Here is a 25,447-nt window from a genome sequence, read left to right as displayed (position 1 = left end):
CCGGGGGCTGATCGCCCGAATTCTCTGAACCTGTTCCCGCTCAAGGCATCACGCCGAGCATGGATCACCGACCAAACCCTTTGTCACCAGGCTCTCAGACACGCTACCGCTCGGGCTCCTGGTCGAAGCAGTCGGCAAGAAGCTGCCTCTGGTCGCTGTGCCGTACTCGAACAAGGCCCAGCTCGCGTTCCCGCCCATTCAGGACGCCATCGGCAAGCTGTCCGGGTGGGGCGTCACCATATTGGATGTGGCCGATGCCTATCCGCCACACGAGCCGGGCACCAGCACGAACCACCGACACCTGTTCCCATGGCAGTTAGCGTGGCGAGCCGTCCTGGAGCACCCCTGGCGATCGACTGGGGAGTAGCAGCTCGACCGCCTGCACCTGTGGACCGAGAATGGAACTGCCGGGCCCTCGACTGCGTCTTATAGATCAGATCGGTCCATCCGGGTCTCACCGAACATGGGGTTCACATGGCCAGTTCAGTGCGTGATCACCTGCGTCGCCTCGGCGAGGACGACCTCATCCTGCATCCCATTCCACCCGAGGTAGCCGATCGGCTCGATCACCTTCTACACCTGCTCGAACACGGGCAAATCCGCCTCCCACGCACGGACCGCCAGGAGCCAAATCGCGATAGGCCCCGTGAACGCGACGCCCTGTCACACCGGATCCGCGTTAGGTCACGCAGTCTCCTCGATCTAGTTGACGGATTGTTCGGCAGCGCCCTCGGGTCTCATACTGTCCATGCAGAGCAGGGGGTGTGGCGTGATCAGCGTTCTCATTGCCGCCGGAATTGTCGGGACAGTTCTAGGGTCCGTGCTGACTCCCGGGCAGCCTAGGAGCACTCACGCGCGCATCGGACGATGGCACGCCCGCACGGTCACCGAGTATGCGCCGAGCAGCCCGACGCGCTCGACGAAATACGCGGTCACGCGACCGTCCGGGTCGCGGTGAACGACCGTGACGACACCGTCTCGGCGCTGCGCGGCCGGATCGTCCGGCGCAATGTCTCAGCCCGCGGCATCGGCATACCACACGATGCAGTCACCGACGACAAATTCCTCGCACATACGTTCGATGATGACACGTCGGCTCAAGACTGCCTACGCGCGGTCGGCTTTCTGGACCGCCAGTGCTGCCAGCCGCTGGCGCAGGATCGGCAGGTCCACGACGACCTTCAGCGGCAGGTGGTCCGAGCCCTGTCGGGTGATCGGCGTGGAAACTGGCTCACAGCTCAGGATGGCGGGCAGCATCGGCGTGGTCACCCACGCCAGGTCTATACGCCGAAGACTGTGCGGTCCATCCGGATACCAGTGCCCGATCGTGGGCCGCCACTCGCCACCGAGAGACGCTGCCGCATCGTGCAGCAACCCGCCGTAGGACAGAATCTCCGCTGGCCGACGGTTGACGTGGACGTCGGTAATCTCCCCATCGGCCGATTCGGTCCAGGCCACCTGGAAAACGTGCTCAGGCGATGGGGGCTTTCCCTCGTAGGGGTCGTTGTCATAGTAGGTGCCCTCCGGTGTGCGGGCGTTGGACAGGCTGTTGAAATCACCGCAGATCATCAACGCATCCCGAGTGAATCCACTGGTGGCCACGAGCATGACCCGCTCGGCCTCCTCCGCACGCTTGCCCTTTCCGAGCGAGGGCGCCTGGTAGGCGGCGACCGAGATCTCGATCCCACCGATGCTCACCGTGCCCACGACCATGGCGTGCCACAGTTCCCCCGCGAAACGCCAGGTCCCGGCGACCGGACTCACCTGTTCGGAATCCCAGAGAATCGCCGCGTGCATCTCGTGGCCGCCGAAGGCCACCGCGACCTGACCATCGGGCAACTCGCATGCGAGCCCTGTCGCCTGCGCCAGCGACCGCACCCGCGACCGTGCCTCCTCCACGGTCGGGGCATAAATCTCCTGCAATAACGTCACCACAGGCCGCTCATCCCGGATGGCCTGCTCGACCAGCAACTGCCGTTCCTGTGCCTTTCCTGGTCTCACATATTCAGCGACATTCCAGCTGATCACCGTCACCGTCGTTGGTGTCTGCGACATTCCCGCTCTCTCCCACGCCAGTGCTGCTCTGGCCGCCTCACCGTAACGCGGAATCCCCCGTCCGAGAACCGATTACCGTCGGCAACCTGACGGGCCATGATCACACACTCACAGCGGCTGATCGGGTGGTGACCAGCTGGTTACGCACGACCCGCGAACGCACCAGGTGCAAGTACCTTGACGTGGGGCATGAGCCGAGGGCAATCACGACCGGTGCCCAGGTGCTGGAGGTTGGCGCAGGTATCCGAGCGGGAGCCCGTCGAAGATCAATGATTCATCGTGTAATCGCCGCACCTGATGTTGCGCGCCGGGGATGAGGTTCACGTCCGCAGCGGCGCGAACCAGTTGCTGCCATTTCAGATACGACTCGTTCCCAGCGACGTGTTCGAGCGGCGGCTGGCTCAGTATCTGTCCCTGTGCGGCACCGTACAGGGCGGTCAGCCCAGCTTCCGCGCGGTGGTACTCGGGCGAGTGCTTCACGACCGGTGAGCGTGGCTCGAGGCGCGCGCTGTGGTGCAGATAGGACAGCACCCCGTGTAAGCGGGTGTCCGGAACGTCGGGGTCGACGTCGGGCAAGGTCGCGGCCCAGACCGCGATGACCGCCTGCAGCCACAAGTGATGCTGGACCTGGCTGATAGTGGCCGCGCACACCCAACTGCGGCTCGCCCGTGGTCTCACCGCTGATCTGCGCCGCCCCTGGGAGAAGCCCGTCACCGACCCCACCAGGCTCACCCCCGCCCGGGTCCGGCGCGGGTTTCGCCACCTCCGCCGGAAAACCCCGTGTCCAGCCAGCGCGCCGAAACCCTCCCGGCCCGGCCCCGGCCGCCCACCCGGAGGCAAAAACCGGTGCGTCGCACCACACCCCGACGTCGGCAAAACCCCTGTGGCCCCGGCTACGCCGGGGCCACACCTTAAATCTCAAGCTCAGTCTGAAGGCCATTGGCGCGCCGGTGCCCGGGCCCGCGCCCGCCTACCAGCCGCCGTTGCCGGTCAACGATCCGATCCCGGCGGCGAAATTCGCCGCCACCGTCGAATCCGACACCGCCATCGCCTGGCGTTCGCTGATCGAACGCGCCGATTCGCCGCAGGTGCGCCGCATGGGCATCGAGGCGCTCACCGACTGCGCCGTGCGCCTTGCCACCTGGCAGCAGATCCTGGGTGTGAACCCGGCAACCACGGCGTTCCCCGGAAGGGCCTAACAGCCAACGGCGTTCGGCGGGAGCCGCCAGGAAATATGCGTGTATCGAAATGGTAACGAAATGAAAGATCAGTGAAACGCTTCGGTAATCTCGCCGCGAGACGATTTTGGGATCCCAAATCGTTTGGTTGAAGCTAGGTAAGCACATGATCAGTCTCCCGCGTTTCCTACGGATCCAGCACCGGTCCAGCGAGCACCCCGTCGACGAGATGCTCCCGGTCACCCAATTGCTGGCATTGGGCACGCAGCACATGCTCGCGGCCTACGCCGGTATCATCGCGCCGCCGTTCATCATCGGCACCGCGCTGCACCTGCCGACCGCCGACCTGATATTCCTGATCAGCGCCAGCCTGCTGGCATCGGGACTGACGACCCTGCTGCAGACCCTCGGCATCTGGAGGGTCGGCGTCAGACTCCCTATCGTGCAAGGTGTTTCGTTCTCCGGTATCGCCTCGATGATCGCGATAGGCAAATCGCACGCCTCCGGCACCGACGCGATGCAAGTCATCGTCGGCGCGGTCATCGTGGCGTCAGCGGTGATGTTCTTCGTGGCACCGCTGTACAGCAAACTGCTGCGGTTCTTCCCGCCCCTGGTCATGGGCGCGGTGGTGATGGTGATCGGGATCAGCCTGATCCCGATCTCGATCGGCTGGTTGCAGGGAACCCAGGGCAGTCCGCAATTCGGTTCCGCGACAAACGTCTTCGTGGGCATCGTGACGCTCCTGCTGACCCTGTTGATCACCAAATACGTACCGGGCTTCACCAAGCGGATCGGGATGCTGGTCGCGATGGTCCTGGGAACCCTGGTGTCGATTCCGTTGGGCCTCGTCGACTTCGGGAAACTGCATGGCGCCCGGATATTCGCCGTGCCCACGCCGCTCCACTTCGGCGCGCCGCGCTTCGACGTGGCCGCCATCATCTCGATGACGATTGTGATGCTGGTGATCCTGACCGAGGCGACCGCCGACATGCTCGCGATCGGGCAGATCGTCGAGCGTCCGCTGACGCCCGCCGACATCGCCGACGGCCTGCGCGCGGACTGTCTCGGATCGGTGGTCAGCGGCGGGTTGAACGGATTCCAGGCTAGCGCCTACGGCCAGAACATCGGCCTGCTGGTGATGAGCCGGATCAAGAGCCGCTTCGCGGTCGCCGCCTGCGGCCTGATCCTGATCGTGCTGGCGCTGTTCCCGATCATCGCAGCCCTGGTGGCCATCGTGCCGCTGCCGGTGCTCGGCGGCGCGGGGATCGCCATCTTCGGCCTGGTCGCGGTCAACGGTCTGCAGACATTGAGCCGGTTGGACTTCCACGACGAGCAGAACGGCGCGGTCAACGCGCTGATCGTGGCGGCCACGCTGACGATGGGGATCCTGCCGATCGCTGCGCCGAACTTCTACGCGCACTTCCCCTCCGGGGTCCAGACCGTCTTCAGCTCCGGCATCGCCTCGGGCGCAATCACCGCCATCGTCCTGAACCTGCTGCTCAATGAGCTGAAACTCGGCCGGCAGCGCAGTGTGGACAGTCCCGGCGCAGACTCCACGCAACCGGTCTAGCCACCACGAGAGAAAGAGAGAACCCGAGCCATGAGGTTCGTGACATTCGCCCACCAGGGCACCGCACGTCTCGGCGCGCACGTCACCGAGCACGAGATCCTGGATCTGACCGGTGTCTCCGGCGGCGACCCGGCCTTCGAGTCGATGCTCGCGCTGATCGACAACGGCCCCACGGCATTGAAACAGGCACGCGCATGGGTCGATCCGGACACTCGCGCCGAATCCGCCCTGGCCGCGCACATCCACCGCCTCGAGGCCGTCGAACTGCTGTCGCCGATACCCCGACCGCGCAAGAACGTCTTCTGCGTCGGCCTGAACTACGTCTCCCACGTCGAGATGAACGCGCGCGCACTGGGATTGCCGATCGAAATACCCGAGATACCACTGTTCTTCGACAAACCTGTCACCGCCGTCGTCGGACCCGGCGCGCCGATCGTGCTGGATGCGCGGCTCACAGCACAACTCGACTATGAGGTCGAACTGACGATCGTCATCGGACGCGGCGGCACCTGGATCAGCGAAACCGACGCGCCCGACCATATTTTCGGCTACACCCTCGCCAACGATGTGTCCGCCCGCGATTTGCAGTTCCGGACCAGCCAGTTCCTCTACGGCAAGGGCCAGGACTCATACTGCCCAATCGGCCCGGCGATCACGACCCCCGACGAGGTCGGCGACCTCGCCAACATGATGGTCGAGCTACTGGTCAATGGCGAAGTGCGGCAACAGGAGTCGGCGGGGAACATGCTGTTCTCCCCCGCGTCGGCGATCAGCTGGCTGTCCCAGGGGATCACCCTCGAGCCCGGCGACATCATCACCCTGGGCACGCCGGGTGGATGCGGCTATCAGCTCACCCCGACGGCGTTCCTGCAACACGGCGATATCGTGGAATGCCGCGCCACCGGCATCGGCAGCCTCACCAACCCGGTCACCGCGATCTGATCGCCGACGACGAGAACGAAAGGAAGACACCATCATGCACGTCGGTGTGCACAGACTGTCCATGGCCCACCCCGGTGATGTCAGCGCGTTACGGGCGCTGGTCGAATCCGGCGGGATCGATCCTGCCGCGATCGTGGCGACGATCGGGAAGACCGAGGGCAACGGCGGCGCCAACGACTTCACGCGAGCGTTCGCCACGAGCAGTTTCGCGCAGTATCTGTCGACGGTCCGCGGGCAGACCCCGCAGGAAGTCGAGGAACAGGTGGCGTTCGTATGGTCGGGTGGCTGCGAGGGTGTGTTGTCACCCCACGTGACGGTCTTCACTCGTGAGGATTCCGCGCCCGAAACTCCGGACGGCACAAAGCGACTCGCGATCTCGGTGCAGCGCACCCGCGATCTCGCGCCCGAGGAGATCGGCCGGGTCGCCACGGTGCACGAGGTGGCTGAGGCGGTGGGCCGCGCGCTGGCCGAATTGCGCTGTGAACCCGAGGACGTGCACTACGTCCAGGTCAAGGGCCCGCTGCTGACCCCGGCGAGTATCGCGGCGGCACACGCACGCGACGTGCGGGTGGTCACGACCGATCCGAACCGCTCGAAGGCCTATGCCCGGGGAGCCACCGCGCTCGGGGTCGCCCTAGCGCTGAAAGAGGTTCCGGCCGAAGCTGTCACCGATGAGGTGATCGCGAACGACATGACCCTGTACTCCGCGGTGGCCTCGACGTCGGCGGGCGGCGAGCTGGTGGCGGCGGAGGTCGTCGTGCTGGCCAATTCGGTGCGCTCGTCGAGCGAATTCCGCATCGGGCACGGTGTACTGTGTGACGCGATCGACGTCGCCGGGGTGCGCTCGGCCCTGCGCGAGGCCGGGCTCGAATTCGACTGCGAGCCCGATGATTCGGCTAGGGGACGGATTGCCGCGGTCTTCGCGAAGGCGGAGGCGCCGGTGGGCGGGGCATTGCGCGGCCAGCGGACCACGATGCTCTCGGACGCGGATATCAACTACGAACGCCATTCCCGTGCCGCGGTCGGCGCGATCATCGCGAGCCAGACGGGCGATCCCCGGATCTTCGTCTCGGGCGGAACCGAACACCAGACACCGCCGGGACAGGCGCCGATTGCCGCCATCGTGGCGGTCCGACCGGATTCGGCGGAATGGGAACGACAGTCGTGACACAGTCGCCCGATCACGCGCAGCGGGCTGTTCCGCTGCGCGTGGCTATCCGGAATACGCTGCGCACCCGGATCTTCGAGGGCCACTACCCCGTCGGCACTCGCCTGATCGAGCGCGACCTCGCCGCCGAATTCGGCGTCTCGCGGCTACCGGTCCGCGAGGCGGTGCGCATGCTCGTGCAGGAGGGGCTGCTCGCCGAACGCTCCACGCGCGGCGCGATCGTCACGGATCTGACCGAGCAGGAGGCCCGGGACCTGTTCGATGTTCGTTCCGCGCTGGAGGTGCTGGCCTGCCGGCTAGCCGCGCAGCGAGCCACGCCCGCGGATATCGCGACACTGCGCGGTCTGGTCGATGCCGCCGAGGCGGCGCTGGCCCGCGGCGACGTCGACGCCGTCCACCGGGCGAACAGCGCCCTGCACGACGAGGTCACCGCGATCGCCGGAAATCCGTTCCTGCGCACCGCACTCGAACCGCTGCAGGGCCGGATGCACTGGCTGTTCCGGCATGTCACGAACATGACCGAACTCGTCGATGAGCACCGCACCCTGGTCGAGGCGATAGCCAGCGGCGACGCCGACAGCGCGGGCATGCAATCCGCCCATCATGTCGGCAAATATCGCGAGCAGTACTCTCGTGATTCCGGGAAGGGAGGACAGTGATGGCGGACCTGGTCGTCGCGCATGGGCTCGCGGTGGACGCGACCGCCGCCACCCCAGCGCATATCGTCGTGGACGACGGGCGGATCACCGCACTGATCGACGCGCACGAGCCGGTCCCCGCCGCCGAACGGGTCATCGATGCCGCGGGGCGCGTGGTCATCCCGGGCGGCGTCGACGGGCACTGCCATGTCGCCCAGATCACCGGCCCGTACCGAACTCTCGACGACTATGCGATCAGCTCGGTCGCGGCGCTGTGGGGCGGCACCACCACGATCATGGACTTCGGCATCCCGCGCGATGCCATGCAGACCCCGCTCGAGGCCGCCGCGGACAAGATCTCCCTCGCCCGCGCCGCGCGCTGCGATGTCGCGCTGCACGGATCGGTCATCACCTGGGACCCGACAGTTCCCGACCAGCTGACCCGGCTGGCGGAGCTTGGCGTGCGATCGGTCAAGCTATACATGACCAATCGCGGCACGACCATGGCCGACAACGACACCGTATTGAAGGTGATGCGGGAGATGGTCCGGCTCGACGGATTGACGTACATCCACGCCGAACACGACGCGATGATCGCCGATTGCACCGAACGCCACGCGAGCGCCGGAGACATCGGCATTCGGCATCTGCACCACACCCGCCCGGAACTGGCCGAGGAGACCTCGGTACGGGAGGTACTGGGTATGGCCGAATACACCGGAGCACCGGTCTATTTCGTGCATCAATCGACACCCGGGGCGGTCGATCTGGTCCGTGCGGCAAGGTCCCGGGGCCTGCCCGCGCATTCGGAGACCTGCCCGCACTACCTCGTGCTGGACGACGGGGTGTACGCCAGTGCCTTCCCGGAGTGGTTCGCCTGCTGTCCTCCGATGCGTTCGGCGGCCACCGTCGCCGCGGTGCGTGAGCGCTTCGCACAGGGGCATATCGATACCGTAGCGAGCGATCACTCCTGCTACGATCTGACCCAGAAATACCTGCACCACAACGATATCCGTCAGATGCCGCACGGACTTCCCGGGGTGGAGACGCGAATGCCGGTGGCGTTCACCGCATTAGCCGATGCACTCGGGGACCCGTGCGATCCGCGGGTGCTGCGGCGATTCGCCGAGGTCTTCGCCGCGGCCCCGGCCCGGATCAATGCGATCCCGGGCAAGGGCGCGCTCGCCCCCGGGTACGATGCCGACCTCGTCGTCTTCGACCCGGCCGAGTTGCGCCGGGTCGCCGCGGCAAACCTGCACCAGGGCACGGATTTCTCCCCGTTCGACGGGCGCATGCTCCGCGGCTGGCCGCAGGTCGTCGTGAGCGGTGGCCGAATCGTTCTGCGGGACGGTCAATTCCACGATCCGGGTCCGGTCGGGCGATTCCTGCGCCGCTGCGGCTACCGGGAGGCGAATGCCGCACCCGCACCGGCGGCGATCAGCGCGGGAGAACGGTGATGGGCGGCGAACGTCCGGGCCGCATCGGGATGATCGTCCCGTCGTCAAACACCTGCCTGGAACCGATGACCTCCCGGATGCTCGGCGACCGTGCGGACGTCACGGTCCACGCCACCCGCATCCCCGTCACGCGGATCGCCCTGGACTCACGATCGGACGGGCAGTTCGACATCGAGGCCATGCGCCGGGCCGCCGAACTGCTCGCCGCGGCCCAGGTCGACGTCATCGCGTGGAACGGCACCTCCGGATCCTGGCTGGGCCCCGACCACGATCGCGCCATCGTCGCGGACATCACCGCGGCCACCGGAATCCCCGCTACCACATCGACTTTGGCCTATCTGGAGGCCGCTCGCGCGTTCGGCCTGACCACGCTGGGCCTGCTCACCCCGTACACTGACGATGTGAACGCCCGGATCATCGCCCGCTACGCCGCGGAGGGCATCGATATCATCGGCCATCGCGCCCTCGGGCTGAGCGACAACGAATCGTTCGCGCGCGTCGAGCCCGCACGACTTGTCCCCCTGTCGCTCGAGTTGGCCGAGCCGCGTCCCGATGCCCTGGCCTATCTGTGCACGAATATGTACGGCGCACCGATCGCCGCCGAGGTCGAGGCGGCCACCGGTGTCCCGGTGCTGGATTCGGTCGCCGTCACATTGTGGAGCTGCCTGCGGGAACTGGACGTGCCCGCACTGGAACCACGCTGGGGCCGGCTACTCGCCGCCACATCGGACACCACGCCGGGAGTGCCTCACTGAGCTTCGGTCGCGATGCCGTTCCGTGTATCCCGGCGCCCGCACCTTCCCATCATCCCGGCATGCTCTTGGCCAGGTCAGTCTCACCCATCAACGGAATGCTGACAGTGTGATCACACGTCGTCTGTCCGTGGCCATGAGAAAGTGGCTCTGGCGCACTTTCGGTGACGGCGTGCTACTTGACCAAGAGGACGCGGCGGCGCAGAAGGTCGAAGTTAGCTCTGCCAAACATTTGCCGCTTCAACATTTTAAAAGTTACGTGGAATCTGGCCCAGGGTGATCTTGTCTCCCTGGAGTGACCACGGACTTTGGAGGCGGGTTGAACGGCGCGGTGGCGCTGACGGAGAAGTGGCCGGTGCTGGCTCGGCATGAGCAGGCGGCGGTCTGGTTGGGTATCTGGATCGATCTCGGGCGGGCGCCGCGCACGATCGATGCCTATGCCCGGGGGCTGGCGGAGTATCTGCTGGTGTGCGAGCGGGAGCGGGTCGATCCGGTAACCGCGAGTCGCGCTCACGTTGCGGTGTTCGTGCGGGAGTTGACCTCTCGTCCGCACCGTCGCGGCGCGAACGTGGTGTCGATCGATTCCGATGTCGGGCTGGCGAATGCGACGATCCAGCAGCGGTTGGTGCCGGTCCGCTTGTTCTACGACCATCTGATGGAAGAAGGGCTGCGGGAGTCGAATCCTGTTGGGCGGGGCCGCTATACGCCCGGGCGCCGCCGTGCCGGCGGCTCTGAGCGTGGTCTCGTGCCGCGGGTGACGAAGCTACCGTGGATCCCGACCGAGCAGCAGTGGCGTGACATTCTCGTAGTGGCTGCGTGTGAGTCGATCCGTAATCGGGTGATGCTGGCGTTGGCCTACGATGCTGCGTTGCGCCGAGAGGAGTTGTGCTCGCTGCGCACCGACGACCTGGATCCGGCACATCGGACGGTGCGGGTGCGGGCGGAGACGACGAAGAACCGGCTCGAACGGGTGGTGCCGTACTCGGCACCGACGGGTGTGTTGTTGTCGCTGTATCTGCAGCATCGCGCGACGATCAGTCGGGCTCGCGGCCCGCTGTTCCTGTCCGAGTCGCGCCGGAACCGGGCCGAGCCGTTGACCTTGTGGACCTGGTCCAAGGTGGTGCGGCGGATCGCCCTGGCCGCGGATGTTCCCCGGTTCTCGACGCACACGACCCGGCATTTGTGCTTGACCGACCTAGCGAGGATGGGCTGGGAAATCCATGCCATCGCCATATTCGCTGGACACCGGCACACCGACTCCACGCTTCGATACATCCACCTGTCCGGCCGGGACTTGGCCGACAAGCTCAACCGCGGCATGGAACACATCCACGCCTGGCGCGTCGCCATGCTCACGAGCTGCGACACTTCGGCGGCGGGAGCCGCCCAGTGACCTTTCAGACGATGAAACCGACAGACGCCCAAGATGATCGATGGACCTCACCGTTGGTTGGTCATCATTTCGATACCGCGATCGAGGTCCGTCCGCAGGAGGCGCAGGCGGTCATCGAGCTCGGCGTCCGGAACTTGCGGCGGCTGCAATATCACGATCCGGTCGCGCCCGGCTGGCAGACGATCCGGCGGCTGCTGCGGCCGATCGAGACGGTCAACGCCGGCCTGGACTCGCCACCGACTCCCCATCGCCGCCGCGCCATGCTGGACACCGCCGCGGTCTTGATGGTCCGCTGCGCCGAGACGCGACGGGCGTTCTGGGGCTGGACCACCGATGAGTGGATTCGCGTGCTGGGCCACACCCAGACCGAATTCCGCCGCAACGCGCCCGAGTGGGCCGGTGCCGAGGTGCGTCCGTATCTGGCGGCGCACGCGTATCTGCTGGGTTCGTTCACCGAGTTCCATCGCCTGGGCAGTTTTCAGCGGTTGACTTTGTCGTGGAGGATCTTCGGCAAGGACCGTGTGAACAGCGAGGTCGCGCGACTGCGAACGGTGTTGTCGCAGTGGGGATACCAGCTCGGCCGTGAGGACGACTCGCTGCTGCCGATGGTGACCTGCCAGCTGTTCCTGCTCAACCGCAGCCCGCACCTGGAAGACCTGAACACCGAGTTGTTCGACCTGTTCCGCAACAACCGGCTGATCGAAGGCGCCCGACTGAACACCCTGTATGCCCTGCAACGCGCGGTGGCAGCCCTGGGTTTCTGCGATCCGCCACGGCATCGCATCGGCGGGCAGTCACCGAAAGCGACCGGCGGAGCGCCTATTTGGGAGCAATGGGTCGATCGCTGGCACGCCACCTCGACATTGACCCCACCTACTCGCCGTCAGGTCCGGTCCAACCTGCTGAAAGTCGGCCGCTGGCTCGCGGCCGAACACCCCGCCGCCGCCGATCCGGCAGATTGGACTCGCCAGACCTGCGCGGCATGGGTCGCCGCGCTGGACCGGATGAAGGTCGGTGACTACGTGCAGCGCACTGCCGGGCTCGGCGACCGGATCGGCAAACCACTCGAAGCGCCCAGCAAAGAGGCGCAGCTCGCGGCGATCCGGCGGTTCTTCAGCGACTGCCAGGAATGGGAGTGGCTGCCACGCCGTTTCGACCCGTTGCGGGCGCTGGCCACCCCGCGCAGCATCGCCGCCCTGCTGGGCCCGAACCCGCGGGTCATCGCCGATGACATCTGGGCGAAACTGTTGTGGGCCGGACTGAACCTGCAGGACAACGACTTACCAGTGAACTCGTCCGGACAGTTCTACCCCCTGGAGCTTGTCCGCGCTGTCACAATCACCTGGCTGTTCGCCGGACTACGCAGCAACGAAATTGTCCGGCTCCGCACCGGTTGCATCCGATGGCAACACGACAACGCCGTGATCACTAGCGACTCCGACGAGGTCCTGGCGCGAGATGCGGTCTGCCTGCTCGACATTCCCACCAACAAGACCGGCACCGCGTTCACCAAGCCGGTCGATCCCATCCTCGGCCAGGCCATCGAGACTTGGCAGCACATCCGGCCGAAACAGCCGCGCCTGCTGGACCGGCGCACCGGCGAGCAGGTCGACATGCTGTTCGCATACCGGGCGCATCGAGTCGCCACGGTCTACATCAACAACACCGTCATCCCGATGCTCTGCCGCAAAGCCGGAGTTCCGGACGCCGATATCCGCGGCGCGATCACCAGCCATCGGGCCCGATCGACCATCGCGAGCCAGCTCTACAACGCCAAAGAGCCGATGACCCTGTTCGAGCTGCAGGCCTGGCTCGGGCACCGGTCCCCGCAATCGACCCAGTTCTACGCCAAGATCTCTCCGAACACCCTGTCCAAGGCCTACGACGACGCCGGCTACTTCGCCCGCAATGTCCGCACGATCGAGGTCCTCGTCGACCGCGACGCCGTCACCACCGGCGCCGCAGCGGCCGGTGAACCCTGGCAGCACTACGACCTCGGCCACGGATTCTGCACCTATACGTTCTTCGAACAGTGCGCTCATCGGATGGCCTGCGCCCGCTGCGATTTCTACACACCCAAGGAATCAACCAAAAGCCAACTGCTACAAGCGAAAACGAATCTTCAACGCATGATGGTCAGCATCCCGCTCACCGACGACGAACAAGCCGCGGTCGAAGACGGTCAAGCCGCCCTCGACCGGCTGCTGCAGCGGCTCGCCGACATCCCGACGCCCGCTCGCCCCGCATCACGCCAGGGCGACTCATCGCTGACAGCCACCCAGCTACCGATCGTCGCGGTCAACCACGGCTGACCAGCGCTCACTTGACATTTCAGATTCCACAGAATCACGCGGTTCACGTTGCCTTCGACAGCGCCACTGCTCCACTCGAGCATGAGGCCATTGCGAACAGCATCATAGTCTTTGAGCAGGCCATCGGCGAAACCGGCGAGCTGTTTGATGCCGCTGGACTTGGCGGCGGCGATCCATGTGTCCAGGTGTTTGCCGCCGCGCTCGCGGACCATGCCCGCGAAGTCGGCGACGAGCTGGTTCACCTGCCGCAGCGTGTCGCAATCGGCCAGAATCTGTTGCAGCTGCCGTTTTTCGTCGTCGGACAGCGCGGTCGCAGGCCGCATCATCCAGCCTGCGACGTCACGAGGCGTCGGCGCCGCCGGGGTGCTCGCTGCTGACAATGGCGTGGCGGTGCGCCAGCTCTGTACCAGCCGCCGCACCGACCGGTGGCTGCCGGTATAGCCACGTTCCCGCAGCTCTTCGAGCAGGCGCAGCGCGTTGGTGCATCCCTCGGCCCACCGTTGCCGCAGGTAAGCGGTGTGCTCGTCGAGCGCGCTGCCGCGTTTGGCGACAGAGGCCAGCAGATGTTCGACGGCGTCGGCCTGGACATAGCGACGGACGGTTTTGCGGTCCAGCTGCAACCGCTGACTGATCACGGTGATGTTCACACCGCGAGCGAACAACTCGTGAATGTCCGTATACCGCTGCCGGATTGCCTGGTCTCGGGAACCCGGCACCAGAGCTGCGGCCGGTTCGCGTGCCACCGACTCCGGATCGCTTTCGGGCGTATCATCTTGCTGGACAAGGCATTTACGATGCGCACGTACGACTCGGTCGACCGCCGTGGTGAGGTTGTGCAGCAAATGCCAGCGGTCCGCGACTTGGATCGCGTCGGGAGCGCCGCGGCGAGCGCCGTCCAATGGTGAGATCAGCTATTCGAACTGTTGGAATGCGGTGTCGGGCTCAGCGTTTCGTTGGCCGACTTCGGCGGCGTAGGCGGCCCAGTCTCCGGAGGACAGTTGCTGCCATTGGATCGCGCACTTGATGTGGATTCCGAGCGTGAGTTGGCAACAGTGCGTGAACTGCGGCGACCTCCGTCGCGTCGCCGCGCTCACCACCGCCGGCCCGGTCTGCACACGCTGCCGCCCTCGCCCCGATATCGTCTGCGGCATCTGCGGGCGCACTGGACGAGGCAGCCTCTCGCGCGCAACCGGTCAGCCGATATGCGACCGCTGCCGCGAACCCTGGATTGTCTGTTCGGGCTGCGGCACCAGCGCTCCAATCCGGCGCTGGCCCGCGGGATGTGCCGGCCCTGCAGGCGATTTGCGGTGTCGACCCGGATCTCGCCGCTGCCGCGGGCGATCAGGGCCTGCCGGATCGCGGCGACTTGATCGCGGTGGGCGGCGCCGATCGCGATCCGGTCGGCGCCGAGTTCCACCTCGTCGGGGTCACGTTCGGATCGTGCGACCGGACCGCGGGCCAGCGCGCGGACTGCCAGGTCGGCGACCGCGTCCACGGCCTGGGTGTCGGTGCGCACGGTGTGCCGGGCGGGTAGTTCGTGCAGTGCCCAGCCGGTTCGTGCTGCGGTGTCGAGGGTCCGGTCCGTGGCGGAGCCGAATCCGGTGGTGCGGTAGGAGAAGTGGCGTTGGGTGGGGTCGGTCGCGGCGCGGAAACCGGTGAACGGGTAGAACGCCGCGGACACCGGCCCGGCTGCCGAGGGCGGCAGTCGCCACGACACCGGCAGCTGATGGACCGGGAGGTCGGGGTTGTTGCGCAGCATCGCGGCCACGGCGCTTTGCATCGGATCCCAGGTCAGGCCGGTCCAGCGGTCGATGTCGATGGTGGAGAACGGATCCAGCTGGCCGGGGTCGCCGACGAACAGTGCCCGCTCGAACCGGGGTGCCACCCGCAGCAGCATGTCCGAGCGCATCTGGTACGCCTCGTCGATGATCGCCCACGGCCACGGGCCCTCGGGCACGAACACCCATTTCGCAGCGGTTGCGATCGTGATCTGAACGTCCACGAGGTTCGAAAACTGTTGCTCGACAGCGACATTCGGGTGGGATACCCGGGCGGTTGGCACGTAGTTGTCCGAGCACAGCCGCCCGATCCGGACGGCGGGTGCGTGGGTTGCCATGCGGTCGACGAGGTCGTCGACCTGTTCGTTGGTCTGGGCGATGATCATCACCGGCTCGCCGGATTGGGCGATCTCGGTCGCAGCGCGCACCACCAGAGTGGACTTGCCCGCGCCCGGTGGTGAGTCCACGACGACTCCGCGGTGGGGGCCGCTGGTGAATTCGGACAGTACCCCAGCGATGACGTGGTCGACCTGGCTGGCGACGTCGCTGTTCATGACCATTCCTCGTTCGCGTCGTCGCTGGTCGGTATGGGTTGATCCGGCGGGCCACCATGAGTCCACGGTGTGTCGCTGCGGTCCGGGAACTTTCCGGCCGGGGTGTAGCGATCCGACAGTCGGCTGTAGCAGACCGGCTGGCCTGCGGCGGGAACGGTGCCGGGTTGCGGGACCTTGCCTCTCCCCATTCCCTGCGACAGTTCGAGCGTGATCTCCGCATGGTCGGGGTGCAGGCGGACCCCGGTGATCAGTGCCTTCTGCCGGGGGCGTTGCGGGTCGATCAGTTCGGCGCCATCGGCGACCAGCCGGACCGGATCGGTGGTGTGGACCGTGATCACCGGCCGTGGCGTGCGGCGCCCGGCGCCGGCGTCGCCCTGCAGATCCACGGCGGTGACCGTTCCGGCGAAAGCCTCTCCGGTTAGCCGGAATTCGGCCATCACCAGTTGGTCGTCGAAGGCGCGTTGGGCGTCGTACTCCGCTTGGGCTCGCTCGAGCATATTCAGCCTCTGCGCGGCCGCGACGGCGCTGTCGCGTTTGGGTTGTGGGCGTTCACGTTTGGCAATTCGGTCGCCGAACTTGTTGAATGCCTTCACATCCTGTGCCCAGCGTGCCTGCACATGTGCGCCCGGCGGCACCGCCCGCAGAAGGTCGATCCCGCGCCATACCAGCTGCCAGGTCGGCATCAGCTGTCCACGCAGCGCTGTCTCGAGGCGGGACCGGGCGCGCACGCGTTCGGTTCGTGTCACGGCGCGGTCGTAGTCGGTAATGCTCGGGACCAGGACTTCCCGGTCGAAGCTCGGGTCGGTCGCCGGTCCGGCCGGGGGCCAGATCAGCGGGTCCTCGGCCTCGCGGGCGGCCTGGATTCCATCCGGGCCCTCGGCCGGGTCGATCCAGCCGAGCAGAGCGGCGAGGTTCGCGTCCTCGAACTCGCTTTGTCCGGTCGCCCAGTGCTGCCCGAGGGCGCCGGTGGCGGCCAGCAGGAGCGACGATCCGGGGTGGTCGGCCCGCTCGGTGAGAAAGGTCAGCCATTGCCCCAGGTCCGGCACTGTGTTCGGGACGGCGTAGGGGCCGGTCGTGGACCGGAATCGTGTCGAGCGTCCCAGCAACCGCAGAAACTCCACACCCCCGCGATTGGGTACCCAGAACTGGCCCGCGGTTCCGGTCCCTGGCCCGGTGACCGCATGTCGGCGGATCGCGATGTAGTGCAGGATCCGCATGGCCAGCTCGTGCGCGAACTCGAGCCGCAGTACGCGGTCGCGGGGTTGGGGCACCACTATCAGATCCGGACGTTCGCGCTCGGTACCGACCATGGCAGCCAGGGGAGCCACCGCTTCACCGGCCAAGGTCAGGGGAACGCACACCATCGGACGGTCATCGATGTGGACGTGCCGGACTGTTGTGATCGGCTGTGCCCGAAGGTTTTTCACAGCATAGGCACGAGCCAGTGCGGTGAGAGCACTCATGCGACACCGCCCAGGCATCCGCTCCGCAGGCGTGCGGCCATGCGCAGCACCTGCGCGGCTTCGTGCTCGTGCTCGCCGGGGTCGCGGGTTCCCTGTGCCAGGGCGAGCGCGGCGGTGATGGAGTCGATGCCTCCCAGGTCTTCCTGGACCGATCGGCCCAGCCGGGATGTGCAATCGCTCGCCTGGTCCCGGCAGTAGAGCGCCATCTCGCAAGTGGTCAGGCATTCGGGTGCATATCGTGCTTCGATCGTGTCCAGCGCGCTGCACAGGTCCGCGACCGGGCGGGTTGCCCGCCCGTCGGCATCCGGGCACAGATCCAGCGTTAGCGTCGGTGGCAGTGCGGCGAGCAGGGTGCCGATGTCGGTGATCCGGGCGAGTTGCCGGCGCAGGATGGTCAATTGCTTGCGGACATCCACGCGGGCGGCGGCCGGGCGGTTGGAGAAGTTCGCCGGGCACACCAGGAACACCTCGTCCGACACCAGCAACGGATCCAGCCCCAGCTCCTGCAGCAGCTGCCGCAACGCCAGCACATACACCGCCGACTGGGTGGCCGCCAGCGACACTTTGCCGGGATCTGCGCGGCCGTCGATGATCGGGAAGGCTTTGATCTCGACGACGTGGAACTTTTCGGACAGCTTGAACGCGATCAGGTCCGGTTCGAGGTAGGCGTCGTGCCCCGCGATCTGCATCCGCAGCAGCGGGTGATCGAACAGCGTGCCCGCATCGGGCCCGGAACACCCGGCCCGGGTCAGCAGCTGCCGTGAATGCCGGTATCGGGTTTCCAGAGTCTCATGGCCCGCAACGCTGTTGAGGTCGTCATAAGCGACCTGCGGCAGTGGCAGTCCGAGGTCCTCGCGCAAGAGCTTGAGCAACTCGGCACAGCCGTTGGCCTTCACGAACGCTTCGAACGCGTTGCCGCGCGTCAGGTCGTAAGGTGATTGGCCGAACAAGGGCCGGTAGCCCAGATGCTCGGCCAGTGCCTGTTTGTCGACTGCGGCAGCATCCAGCACGCCGCGTCGTGCACACCCAGGGGTGCTGGTCAGCGCTGCGATGGTTCGGGCATTGTGCTTTTTCGGCACGACGGATCCGCGGATGCGATCCAGACGAAAGTCCTTGTCGTTCAAATGATCTTCCTCCACCAGGGAAGCAAGCGTAGGTACGAAGAATAGTGCGGTAATACGCGATCAGTGTTCAGTTGTGGAACGCGAAACAACCTTGAGCGCCGCGCCGAACAGCTGCTGGGCCTCATCGAGCTGAGCCCCGGCACGGGTAGCCGCCGCGTCGCGGTCGGCGTGGTCGGCGTCCGAATGTATTGCCAACTCCGTGCGTGCGGCCTCGGCGACGATCGACCACTCCAGCGCATCGAAGTTCTCGCCGGCACCCGGGATGGTCGTGGCGAACCGCCACAGCAGACGCATCGCCGGCAGTGACGGCTCGCTCACCCGCCCCACCTGCTCGGCCACATGGATTGCCGCCGTGAGGAAATCCGCGCGCGGGCTCAGCGGGCCGACCATCCGGCGGCTCAGCGGCCACGTCGACACAGCCAGCAGGCCACGCGCGGGAGTCAGCCGGTCAGCGCTCAGCGCACTGCACAAGTAGTACGGACGAGCGTGCGGCGAGGACCGGAACGAACGTTCCTCGTCCCGGCGCAGATGCGTGAGCTTGGAGCTGACAATTTCACCACCGAAGAACGCATCCTGCACCGCAGCGATCATCTTCGGCGCGGACGCCACACCCAGCAACGTCAAAGCCTGGTGAACCTGATCCCGTGTCGACAGCAGCGACCCGGACCGGCCGACCGGCCCAGGTGCCTCGGTAGGCGCCGCCGCGGCAGCCAGAGCGTCTTCCCACGCCTTGTCCGTCCGGCGTAGCTCCGCCCGGAGCTCGCGGGCCCGTGCGGCATCGCCTGCCATCGTTGCGCGTCGCACGTCGATCCGCAGGTTCTCGATCTGCCGTTCGAGCTCCTCGAGAGGGTTGGTCACGAACGAGAGCGTATCACATGTTTTCCACCCTTTTCCAGTAATTTCCAGTAAATCAGCCTCGGTTTGGTGTGAGCACCGCCGCCGGCCTGTTGATGCCGTCGCACGATCCGGTCGAGCAGCCGTGGGCGATGCGATTGACCAGCGCCGCAACCGAACAGGCCCTCGGTTCACCACGAGCGGGCATTCATGCAGCATCATGTCCCCGGGAATGGCTATTCGGTTACCGCGCAGATGGTCTCGCGCTCGCCTGTGCTGATCGCTGATGCTGCCGCGCGGACCGCGCCGAGCCGTTGCCGCAGATCGAGGTCGGCAATCAGGCGCAGCGCCTGCCGGTGGTTTCCGGTGACGGCGTTCAGATTCTCGTGCTGCTGGGAGGTGTAGGCAGACAGGATCTGGCCGGTGGATTCGGGTGCTGTTGCGAGGGTGCGGGCAGCGAACAGCACAGTCAGTGGGAATGCCCAGCAGGCATGCAGGAAGCCGAATGCTGGGCGAGGAGTCTTCTTCCACGGGGAATAGAAATTGACGTCGTCGCTGATCATGGATCGTGTTGCGGTGAGGGCGTCGTTGAGCCAGTTGTGGCCGGCTTCGTGGATGAGGTCGCGGGCCAGGATGTACGGGTCGGGGGTGTAGTCGAGGAAGACCGTGCCCGGTAGCCGGGTGATGGTCCAGCTGTTCAGGGTGTCCTCGGCGGCCTTGGCATCGAGCAGGCACACCACGGGGGCGTGATTGGCCAGGAGCACGCCGAATCCGCAGTCGGCGGCGATCGCCCGCGCTTGGATGGTGAGTTCCACCAGATCCCTTGCTGCTAATCGGGTTTGGGGCCCGAGCAGGTAGTACGGGGCATCGGAGATCGATGAGGAGTGCATAGACGCGCGGTCGGGGTTCTGGACGATCACCTCACCGTGGGCGGTGTCCTCGGCCCAGCCCGGAGGCGGCTGGGTGATCGCGGAGCGGTACCAGGAGAACCGTTCCCCGTCGCCGGTGCGGGCGGCGTGCTCGGCGCCTTCGAGGATGTGGTGGGCCAGCGCGTAGGTCATGGCTGGCCGATCGAGCCGGGCCCCGGCGGCGGGGCTGCCGAGAGTGCTGTGAATGGTGTGTGTTCGGGTCCGGTGCAGGGTGTGGATCGGCGGGAAGTCGAAGACCGTGTCCAGTTCGTTCGGGTTCACGCGAGGTGCCTTGTCGCTGGGGAGTTGTGCCGGTGGCTACAGCCCGCCGTCGGGCCGCAGCCACCGTTCCGCTCCGGTGTGCCGGTTACTTTTCGGTGGTCCAGCCTTCGGAGATGATGCTGGAGGTGTGGGCGGTGGTGCGGATTCGGGAATCGTCCGCGCGTAGTTCGTCGACCGTCTGCAGGAAGTCGGTCATTTCGTCGGTCATGTTGGCCATTGCTGTGAATTCCGTTCTGTTGCGGGTTGATACGTGGTCTGACTGGTCGTAGTGCTCGGTGTCGGGTGTCTCCTTTTCTGGTTCGGTCACGGCCCTGTCGCCGGATGAGGGCCGCTGGTGTTGTGCTGCAGCGTGTTTCGGAACGTCGTCATGCTCGGGCGGTCGGCTGGTCTGTGCTCGAGGGCGGCTGACAGCAGGGTGCTCACGGGTTTCGGGATGCCAGCGAAGGCTGGTGGGACGCGGCGGCGGGGGATGTCGCCGAGCAGTACCCGATAGGTCAGGACCGCCAGGCTGAACACGTCGGCGGCCGGGCCGGCCGTGTGGTAGGAGGTGAGGTATTCCGGTGGCCAATGCACTTCGGGCCCACGATGTTCGGGGCCGCGCGGGGTGTGCAGGCGGCGAGCGGCGCCGAGGTCGGTGATCAGGCCGCGTCCGTGGTCGAGCAGGATGTTTTCCTGGTAGAGGTCGCGGTGCACGACTCCGCGATCGTGCAGTGCGGCAAGGCCGGCCGCGACATCGGCCAGGATCGCCAGCAGCTCGGCGCGAGGCGGTGATGTGGCCATGCGGGTGCGGAAGTTTCCGTCGGGATAGTGCGGCATGGTGTACCAGTCGAAGTCCTCGCAGTGGCCTTCATCCAGCAGCGGGACCACGTTCGCGGTTCCGGTGACCTCGCGGGCGAGGTCGCGTTCATGAAGGAAATCGGCGCGGGCCAGCCCCCGTTCGGCGGGGCTCATCTGCTGGTACCAGTAGAAGCCGTACGCGGCGGGCCGGTCGCGTACGGGCATGGCGGCCAGGACGTGGTTGCTGCCGAATCCGGCCTTCACCACGACCGGTTCGTGTCCGGCGCGTTGCGCGAGAACCAGCGTGCTGGACCGGGTGAACGCCAGCAGGTCCAGGGTGCGCCAGCCCTGATGTTCGAGCTGGTCAAGCACCGATCGCGCGGGATGCAAGGGATGCAGGTCCATCAGCTGGTTCTCGCGGACGTGGCCAGGTGGCAGCAGGCGAAGATCTCCTCGCAGACGCGTTCGGTGTCGCGGGGTGTGAGCAGCGCGCGGTGCCAGAGCTGTCGATTGGTCGTGTGTTGCCAGGCTTGTCCGGCGTGCTGGTAGAGCCGGTGCAGTTCGAGGGCGGCGTCAGGGCTATCGCCGACGCGGTGTGCGGCTGGCCGGGCGGCGAGCCGTTGCTGGCATATTTCGGGTGGGGTCGTCAGCAGGACAGTGAGGTCTGGGCGGACCCTGGATGCTCGCGTCAGTGTGGTGACATACTGCTCGACCGGGCGGGCATAGTTCAGGGCCAGCAGGCATGCCGAGGACAGGATAAGTCGATCTGTCACGACCGGCCGCACCCCGGCCGCCGGGTCGAGATTGTGCCGGGCATGCAGGACGAGGTCGTCGAGAACTGCTGTGGTGGCAGTGTTTTCATCGATGCCTGCCCGGCCGGCGCGCAGCGCGACCAGTGTCCGTGTAGCGGGTAGGGACAGCCAGGAGAATTGGCCGAGGTGGGTGACCGAGAGGCCGTGGTCGGCGGCGCGGGTCAGGAGACGATCCCGGAGTGTGGATTTTCCTGTGCCAGCGGCGCCTTCGAGGGCGATCAGCATCACAGTATCTCCGGGCTGGTGTCGGCGAACAGCCAGCTGATGAACTTGCGGGCCCGCCCCGCGGTCACCGGATGCGTGCCGTGCGTGAGCTGCGACCCGTACACCAGTGCGGTGCCGGGGTCGGGATCAACGGTCCAGCGGGTGCGAGCCATGCTGCGGAACCACGGGGCGGAGTTGTCCGCGCCGTCGTGCGCGAACAGCATGCCTGGCGCGTACCCGGGGACGTCTACGGGCAGGCGGGTGTCCCACAGCCGGGGATCGGCGGTGGTCTGCACGTAGAACTTGCCGCCCTCACTGCGGGCGCCGATGCCGACGCCGATGCCCGCGATCTGGCGCGGCCGGTCCCGTGGGTCGGGGGCGATGCCGTCCACGTGTGGTGTGATGTGTTGTCCGGGACGGTATTCCACGTAGGTCCACGGTCGGCACGAGGTCACCGACGGCAGAATTGATGCCAGGTGGGGGCGGGCCCGGTCGAACGCGTCCTGCAGAATCTTCTCGGCCGCGGCGGGGATGTCCCGGATTTCGAGTCGTCCGGCGGGCTCGTAGATGGCGATCGTTTCGCGGGCGTTGTGGCCGGGGATCTCGTGGATCGACGAGCTGCGGTTGTGGTCGAAGTCTGCGCGGCCGACCTCGGCCAGATGTTCGTCCATGATCGCGACGAGGTGCTGGTCGTCGGTGGTGGTCAGGAATCCTTCGATGCTGCTGACGGCGAGTGTTTCACCGAGTCCGATCAGCGATGGCGTGCTCATGTCCCCTCCGTGTGCGTAGTACTCGGGTGATGTCGCCGAGGTCGGCGCAGTGGTTGAGCCAGCTGGTCACCGGCGCATGTCCGATCGGCCGCTTCCACAGCGTGAGCAGTTCGCCGACCAGAGGAAACCGATCTGCCGGCGGAGCGTCGCCGGGGCGGGTATCCGCGTGCACAGCGGTGCAGGTGCCGCCGGATCCCTCGCCGAATACCTCGGCGAGTTGGGTGCCGATCCGTGCGCACCAGCCGGCGCGTTGGGTCGGGCTCGGTACCAGACCGGCGTAGGTGGCGGTTTCCACACCGAGCCACGTGTCGGCGATGACCGTGGCGCTGTGCCGAATCAGGCACCGCGCACAGCAGGTGCCCGGTTCGTTGCGGCACAGGCGAACTCCGAGCGCGGCAGCGATGTCTATCGGAACCGTCCATGCCGTATCGACCAGGCCCGCGGGTTCGCATGCCGGCTGTTCCACGTGGCCCAGGCGGTCGCGGCAGCAGGTCGGTGCTGGTGGCCGGTCCTCGGGTGCCGGTAGGTCGGCGAGAGCGGGTTCGATGAATGCGACGTGGAAGTATGCGATCCGGCCCAGGAGTTGGTGGACGGTGATCATCTCGTCGGTGTTCATACTGCCCCGATGTCCGCGTGGGCCGGTGAAGGGCAACAGCATTCGGTGCCGCTGTCCAGCACGGTGTCGGTGAGCGCCTCGACCGTGGACGCGGTCGCGGCATCGAGCTCAGCGAAGTAGGCGGACCAGCCGGAGCCCGCGGTGCGTTCGAACCGTATATCCAGCACCGGGAACCGATCGCCAGTAGTGGTGCAGGACAGGTCGGTTCGGCCGATGACGATCTGAATAGATCCGGGCACACCGGATTCGATCATTGTGACGGCGCGGCACAGAGCGGCGGCGATGCCGGTGTATTCCTCGGCGGTGCGGGGCAGGATGCCGACGCGACGTTCTGCCGGTTCCAGTGTCAGGCCGGTGTAGGGGTGGCCTTGGCAGCTGTCGTAGGTCACCACCCCCCACATGGTGGTTATCGCGTCGACCAGCGGCCACACCCCGGGTTCGATCGACCTGCGCCACAACGGATGCAGCGGATTCAGATCATCGGCCTCGTGAACACCGGCTCCGCCGACGGTGTTGATGTTGCCGTGTTCGCCGACCTCGAGCCGCACAGGCTGAGGGGTGGCCTGCGGGTCGTTCCAGCGGCGCAGGAACCCGGCCACATCCGCCATCGCGTTGAGCTGCCGTGGGCGTGCATGCACGCGATGGCAGAACACGGCGGCCGGAACCGCCGGGCTGGCGATCAAGGCGGCGACGCCGTCGAGTAGCCGCATCCGGGACCGGCAGTAGTCCTCATCGCTGCCGGTGGCGGTAACCGCGCGCAGCCGCGTCGCCACGCAACCACCACCGCAGGTCTCCCGATATCGGCAGGTGGCGCATTTGGTGCTCAGCGATCGGCCTTGCACCAGCAGCGGCAGTTCGCGTTGCGCCGCGGAGATCTCCGCTGCCGAGGACAGGCCCGAGAAGTGGCCTAATTGGGCTTGGGGCCAAGGCAATTCGTCGCAGCCGCCGAATCGGTCGTCGGGGTACAGGGTGAATACGTGATCGCATTTGAGGTTGGAGAAGTGGCAGAACCCGGTATCCAGGCCGCGCAGCCGCCGGATCGCCGACACGACCGGCTCCAGCTTCACCCGCCCATACGCGCCGCCGTGCACCCACCGCACCGCGACGGCCAGCACGAACTCGATATACTCCTCCGGCGTGATCGCCCAGGCCGGGCCCGCACCGGAGATGTTGGCGCGCTGCGCAATACGACTCGGCGGCATCCGGCGGCCGGTGCTGGCGGTCTCCTTCGTGACCGTCGAGTCAAAGCAGGGCACGAAACTGATCGCATCGACCGCAGGAAAACCGGTCAAGTGATCCAGCACCGCCTCCGCGCGCCCCAACACGGCAGGGGTGACCGCGGCGATGACACCGACCCGCCGGCCCCGCGCGGCACACCGGTCCAGCGCAGCTACGATGCGAGGGTAAATCTCGTCGCCGTCATATCCGACTCGCCAGCTGTTGCCGCGGCGATCCCCATCCAGGGAGATCCCGATCCGCAAGTCCGGATACACCTCGTCGAACAGGTCCAGCCACGCATCATCGAGCCGAATCCCGTTGGTTTGCAACGTTACCCGCTGTACCAGCGGCAGGTCGGCCAGCGCCGAGAGTACTTGCCGCAGGTAAGGCTGCCCGGCGGTCAAGGGCTCACCGCCGTGCAGCTCCACCGCCAGCGGGCGGCCCCCGAACAGGTGGGGCAACCGCTCGATGTCCTCCACGGCGATCCGGGCGCCACCGGGAGCTTCCTTGCGTTTCTCGTAGCAGTAGAGGCAGTCCGCATCGCAGGTTTCTCCGCGCAGCTTGAGGATCACCGACACCGCCGTGTCGGTGCCGGTCTGCGTCATCGTCAAATAGGAACTGTCGGTTTGCCTGGTCACGGGC

22 protein-coding genes and 1 pseudogene are annotated in these 25,447 nt (G+C 66.5%); 9 read left to right on the top strand and 14 right to left on the bottom strand.

The window, feature by feature from the left end:
- Window positions 1-1,107: 1,107 nt before the first annotated feature.
- A complete protein-coding gene (locus ABH933_RS44295) occupies window positions 1,108-2,055 on the bottom strand; it encodes an endonuclease/exonuclease/phosphatase family protein (protein ID WP_429455315.1) in 948 nt (315 codons plus the stop codon).
- Between the two features lie 204 nt (window positions 2,056-2,259).
- Window positions 2,260-2,778 (bottom strand): hypothetical protein, encoded by a 519-nt coding sequence (locus ABH933_RS44290; protein WP_429428963.1) that lies wholly within the window; start codon window positions 2,776-2,778, stop codon window positions 2,260-2,262.
- Between ABH933_RS44290 and ABH933_RS44285 the strand changes: the two genes are divergently transcribed.
- The 9 genes from ABH933_RS44285 to ABH933_RS44245 all read left to right on the top strand — a co-directional run bounded on the left by ABH933_RS44285 (window position 2,724) and on the right by ABH933_RS44245 (window position 13,465).
- Window positions 2,724-3,254: a DUF4439 domain-containing protein gene (locus ABH933_RS44285; protein WP_429428957.1), complete on the top strand. Its 531-nt coding sequence runs from the start codon at window positions 2,724-2,726 to the stop codon at window positions 3,252-3,254. The two genes, ABH933_RS44290 and ABH933_RS44285, sit on opposite strands and share 55 nt — an antisense overlap.
- Before the next feature lie 145 nt (window positions 3,255-3,399).
- On the top strand, window positions 3,400-4,803 hold the full coding sequence (locus tag ABH933_RS44280) for a nucleobase:cation symporter-2 family protein (RefSeq protein ID WP_429428955.1): 1,404 nt from the start codon (window positions 3,400-3,402) through the stop codon (window positions 4,801-4,803).
- Window positions 4,804-4,833: 30 nt separating this feature from the next.
- Window positions 4,834-5,745 carry a fumarylacetoacetate hydrolase family protein gene (locus ABH933_RS44275; RefSeq protein WP_429428954.1) on the top strand — a complete coding sequence of 304 codons (912 nt, stop codon included), beginning with the start codon at window positions 4,834-4,836 and terminating at the stop codon, window positions 5,743-5,745.
- A gap of 34 nt (window positions 5,746-5,779) precedes the next feature.
- A complete protein-coding gene (locus ABH933_RS44270; RefSeq protein ID WP_429428953.1) occupies window positions 5,780-6,913 on the top strand; it encodes a ring-opening amidohydrolase in 1,134 nt (377 codons plus the stop codon).
- Window positions 6,910-7,572, top strand: coding sequence for a GntR family transcriptional regulator (locus ABH933_RS44265; RefSeq protein ID WP_429428951.1), 663 nt, complete (start codon window positions 6,910-6,912; stop codon window positions 7,570-7,572). The genes ABH933_RS44270 and ABH933_RS44265 overlap by 4 nt, the downstream gene beginning before the upstream one ends.
- Complete coding sequence (locus ABH933_RS44260; RefSeq protein ID WP_429428949.1) at window positions 7,572-9,008, top strand: amidohydrolase family protein; 1,437 nt, start codon at window positions 7,572-7,574, stop codon at window positions 9,006-9,008. The genes ABH933_RS44265 and ABH933_RS44260 overlap by 1 nt, the downstream gene beginning before the upstream one ends.
- Window positions 9,008-9,763, top strand: coding sequence for a maleate cis-trans isomerase family protein (locus ABH933_RS44255; RefSeq protein WP_429428947.1), 756 nt, complete (start codon window positions 9,008-9,010; stop codon window positions 9,761-9,763). Before ABH933_RS44260 ends, ABH933_RS44255 begins: the two co-directional genes overlap by 1 nt.
- Before the next feature lie 292 nt (window positions 9,764-10,055).
- The gene (locus ABH933_RS44250) at window positions 10,056-11,153 is read left to right on the top strand and encodes a tyrosine-type recombinase/integrase (RefSeq protein WP_429428945.1); all 1,098 of its coding nucleotides are present in this window, start codon (window positions 10,056-10,058) and stop codon (window positions 11,151-11,153) included.
- Between the two features lie 11 nt (window positions 11,154-11,164).
- Entirely contained in the window at window positions 11,165-13,465 is a 2,301-nt protein-coding gene (locus ABH933_RS44245; protein WP_429428943.1) for a tyrosine-type recombinase/integrase, read from the top strand.
- A gap of 50 nt (window positions 13,466-13,515) precedes the next feature.
- Here the strand turns inward: ABH933_RS44245 and ABH933_RS44240 are convergent.
- The 12 genes and pseudogenes from ABH933_RS44240 to ABH933_RS44185 all read right to left on the bottom strand — a co-directional run.
- A pseudogene (locus tag ABH933_RS44240) lies at window positions 13,516-13,884 on the bottom strand (DesA/ISL3 alpha bundle tail domain-containing protein); the annotation flags it as partial.
- 671 nt (window positions 13,885-14,555) lie between these two features.
- Window positions 14,556-15,797: an AAA family ATPase gene (locus tag ABH933_RS44235; RefSeq protein WP_429428941.1), complete on the bottom strand. Its 1,242-nt coding sequence runs from the start codon at window positions 15,795-15,797 to the stop codon at window positions 14,556-14,558.
- Window positions 15,794-17,107: a hypothetical protein gene (locus ABH933_RS44230; RefSeq protein ID WP_429428939.1), complete on the bottom strand. Its 1,314-nt coding sequence runs from the start codon at window positions 17,105-17,107 to the stop codon at window positions 15,794-15,796. Before ABH933_RS44230 ends, ABH933_RS44235 begins: the two co-directional genes overlap by 4 nt.
- 149 nt (window positions 17,108-17,256) lie before the next feature.
- Complete coding sequence (locus ABH933_RS44225) at window positions 17,257-18,384, bottom strand: hypothetical protein (protein ID WP_429428937.1); 1,128 nt, start codon at window positions 18,382-18,384, stop codon at window positions 17,257-17,259.
- Between the two features lie 60 nt (window positions 18,385-18,444).
- Complete coding sequence (locus ABH933_RS44220) at window positions 18,445-19,242, bottom strand: hypothetical protein (RefSeq protein ID WP_429428935.1); 798 nt, start codon at window positions 19,240-19,242, stop codon at window positions 18,445-18,447.
- A 212-nt stretch (window positions 19,243-19,454) separates the two neighbouring features.
- On the bottom strand, window positions 19,455-20,408 hold the full coding sequence (locus ABH933_RS44215) for an aKG-HExxH-type peptide beta-hydroxylase (RefSeq protein WP_429428933.1): 954 nt from the start codon (window positions 20,406-20,408) through the stop codon (window positions 19,455-19,457).
- A gap of 85 nt (window positions 20,409-20,493) precedes the next feature.
- Complete coding sequence (locus ABH933_RS44210; RefSeq protein ID WP_429428931.1) at window positions 20,494-20,616, bottom strand: hypothetical protein; 123 nt, start codon at window positions 20,614-20,616, stop codon at window positions 20,494-20,496.
- A 95-nt stretch (window positions 20,617-20,711) separates the two neighbouring features.
- Window positions 20,712-21,590: a protein kinase domain-containing protein gene (locus ABH933_RS44205; protein ID WP_429428929.1), complete on the bottom strand. Its 879-nt coding sequence runs from the start codon at window positions 21,588-21,590 to the stop codon at window positions 20,712-20,714.
- Window positions 21,590-22,222, bottom strand: a complete 633-nt coding sequence (locus ABH933_RS44200) for a hypothetical protein (RefSeq protein WP_429428961.1) — start codon at window positions 22,220-22,222, stop codon at window positions 21,590-21,592. Before ABH933_RS44200 ends, ABH933_RS44205 begins: the two co-directional genes overlap by 1 nt.
- Window positions 22,222-22,971: a hypothetical protein gene (locus tag ABH933_RS44195; protein WP_429428927.1), complete on the bottom strand. Its 750-nt coding sequence runs from the start codon at window positions 22,969-22,971 to the stop codon at window positions 22,222-22,224. Before ABH933_RS44195 ends, ABH933_RS44200 begins: the two co-directional genes overlap by 1 nt.
- Entirely contained in the window at window positions 22,940-23,587 is a 648-nt protein-coding gene (locus ABH933_RS44190; protein WP_429428925.1) for a hypothetical protein, read from the bottom strand. The genes ABH933_RS44195 and ABH933_RS44190 overlap by 32 nt, the downstream gene beginning before the upstream one ends.
- The gene (locus ABH933_RS44185) at window positions 23,584-25,443 is read right to left on the bottom strand and encodes a radical SAM protein (RefSeq protein ID WP_429428923.1); all 1,860 of its coding nucleotides are present in this window, start codon (window positions 25,441-25,443) and stop codon (window positions 23,584-23,586) included. The genes ABH933_RS44190 and ABH933_RS44185 overlap by 4 nt, the downstream gene beginning before the upstream one ends.
- Window positions 25,444-25,447: the final 4 nt, after the last annotated feature.

The organism is Nocardia sp. GP40 (assembly GCF_050434125.1).
GTDB lineage: Bacteria > Actinomycetota > Actinomycetes > Mycobacteriales > Mycobacteriaceae > Nocardia > Nocardia albiluteola.
The sequence above is the reverse complement of the archived record's forward strand: the minus strand, read 5'-3'. Positions and strand labels throughout refer to the sequence as shown.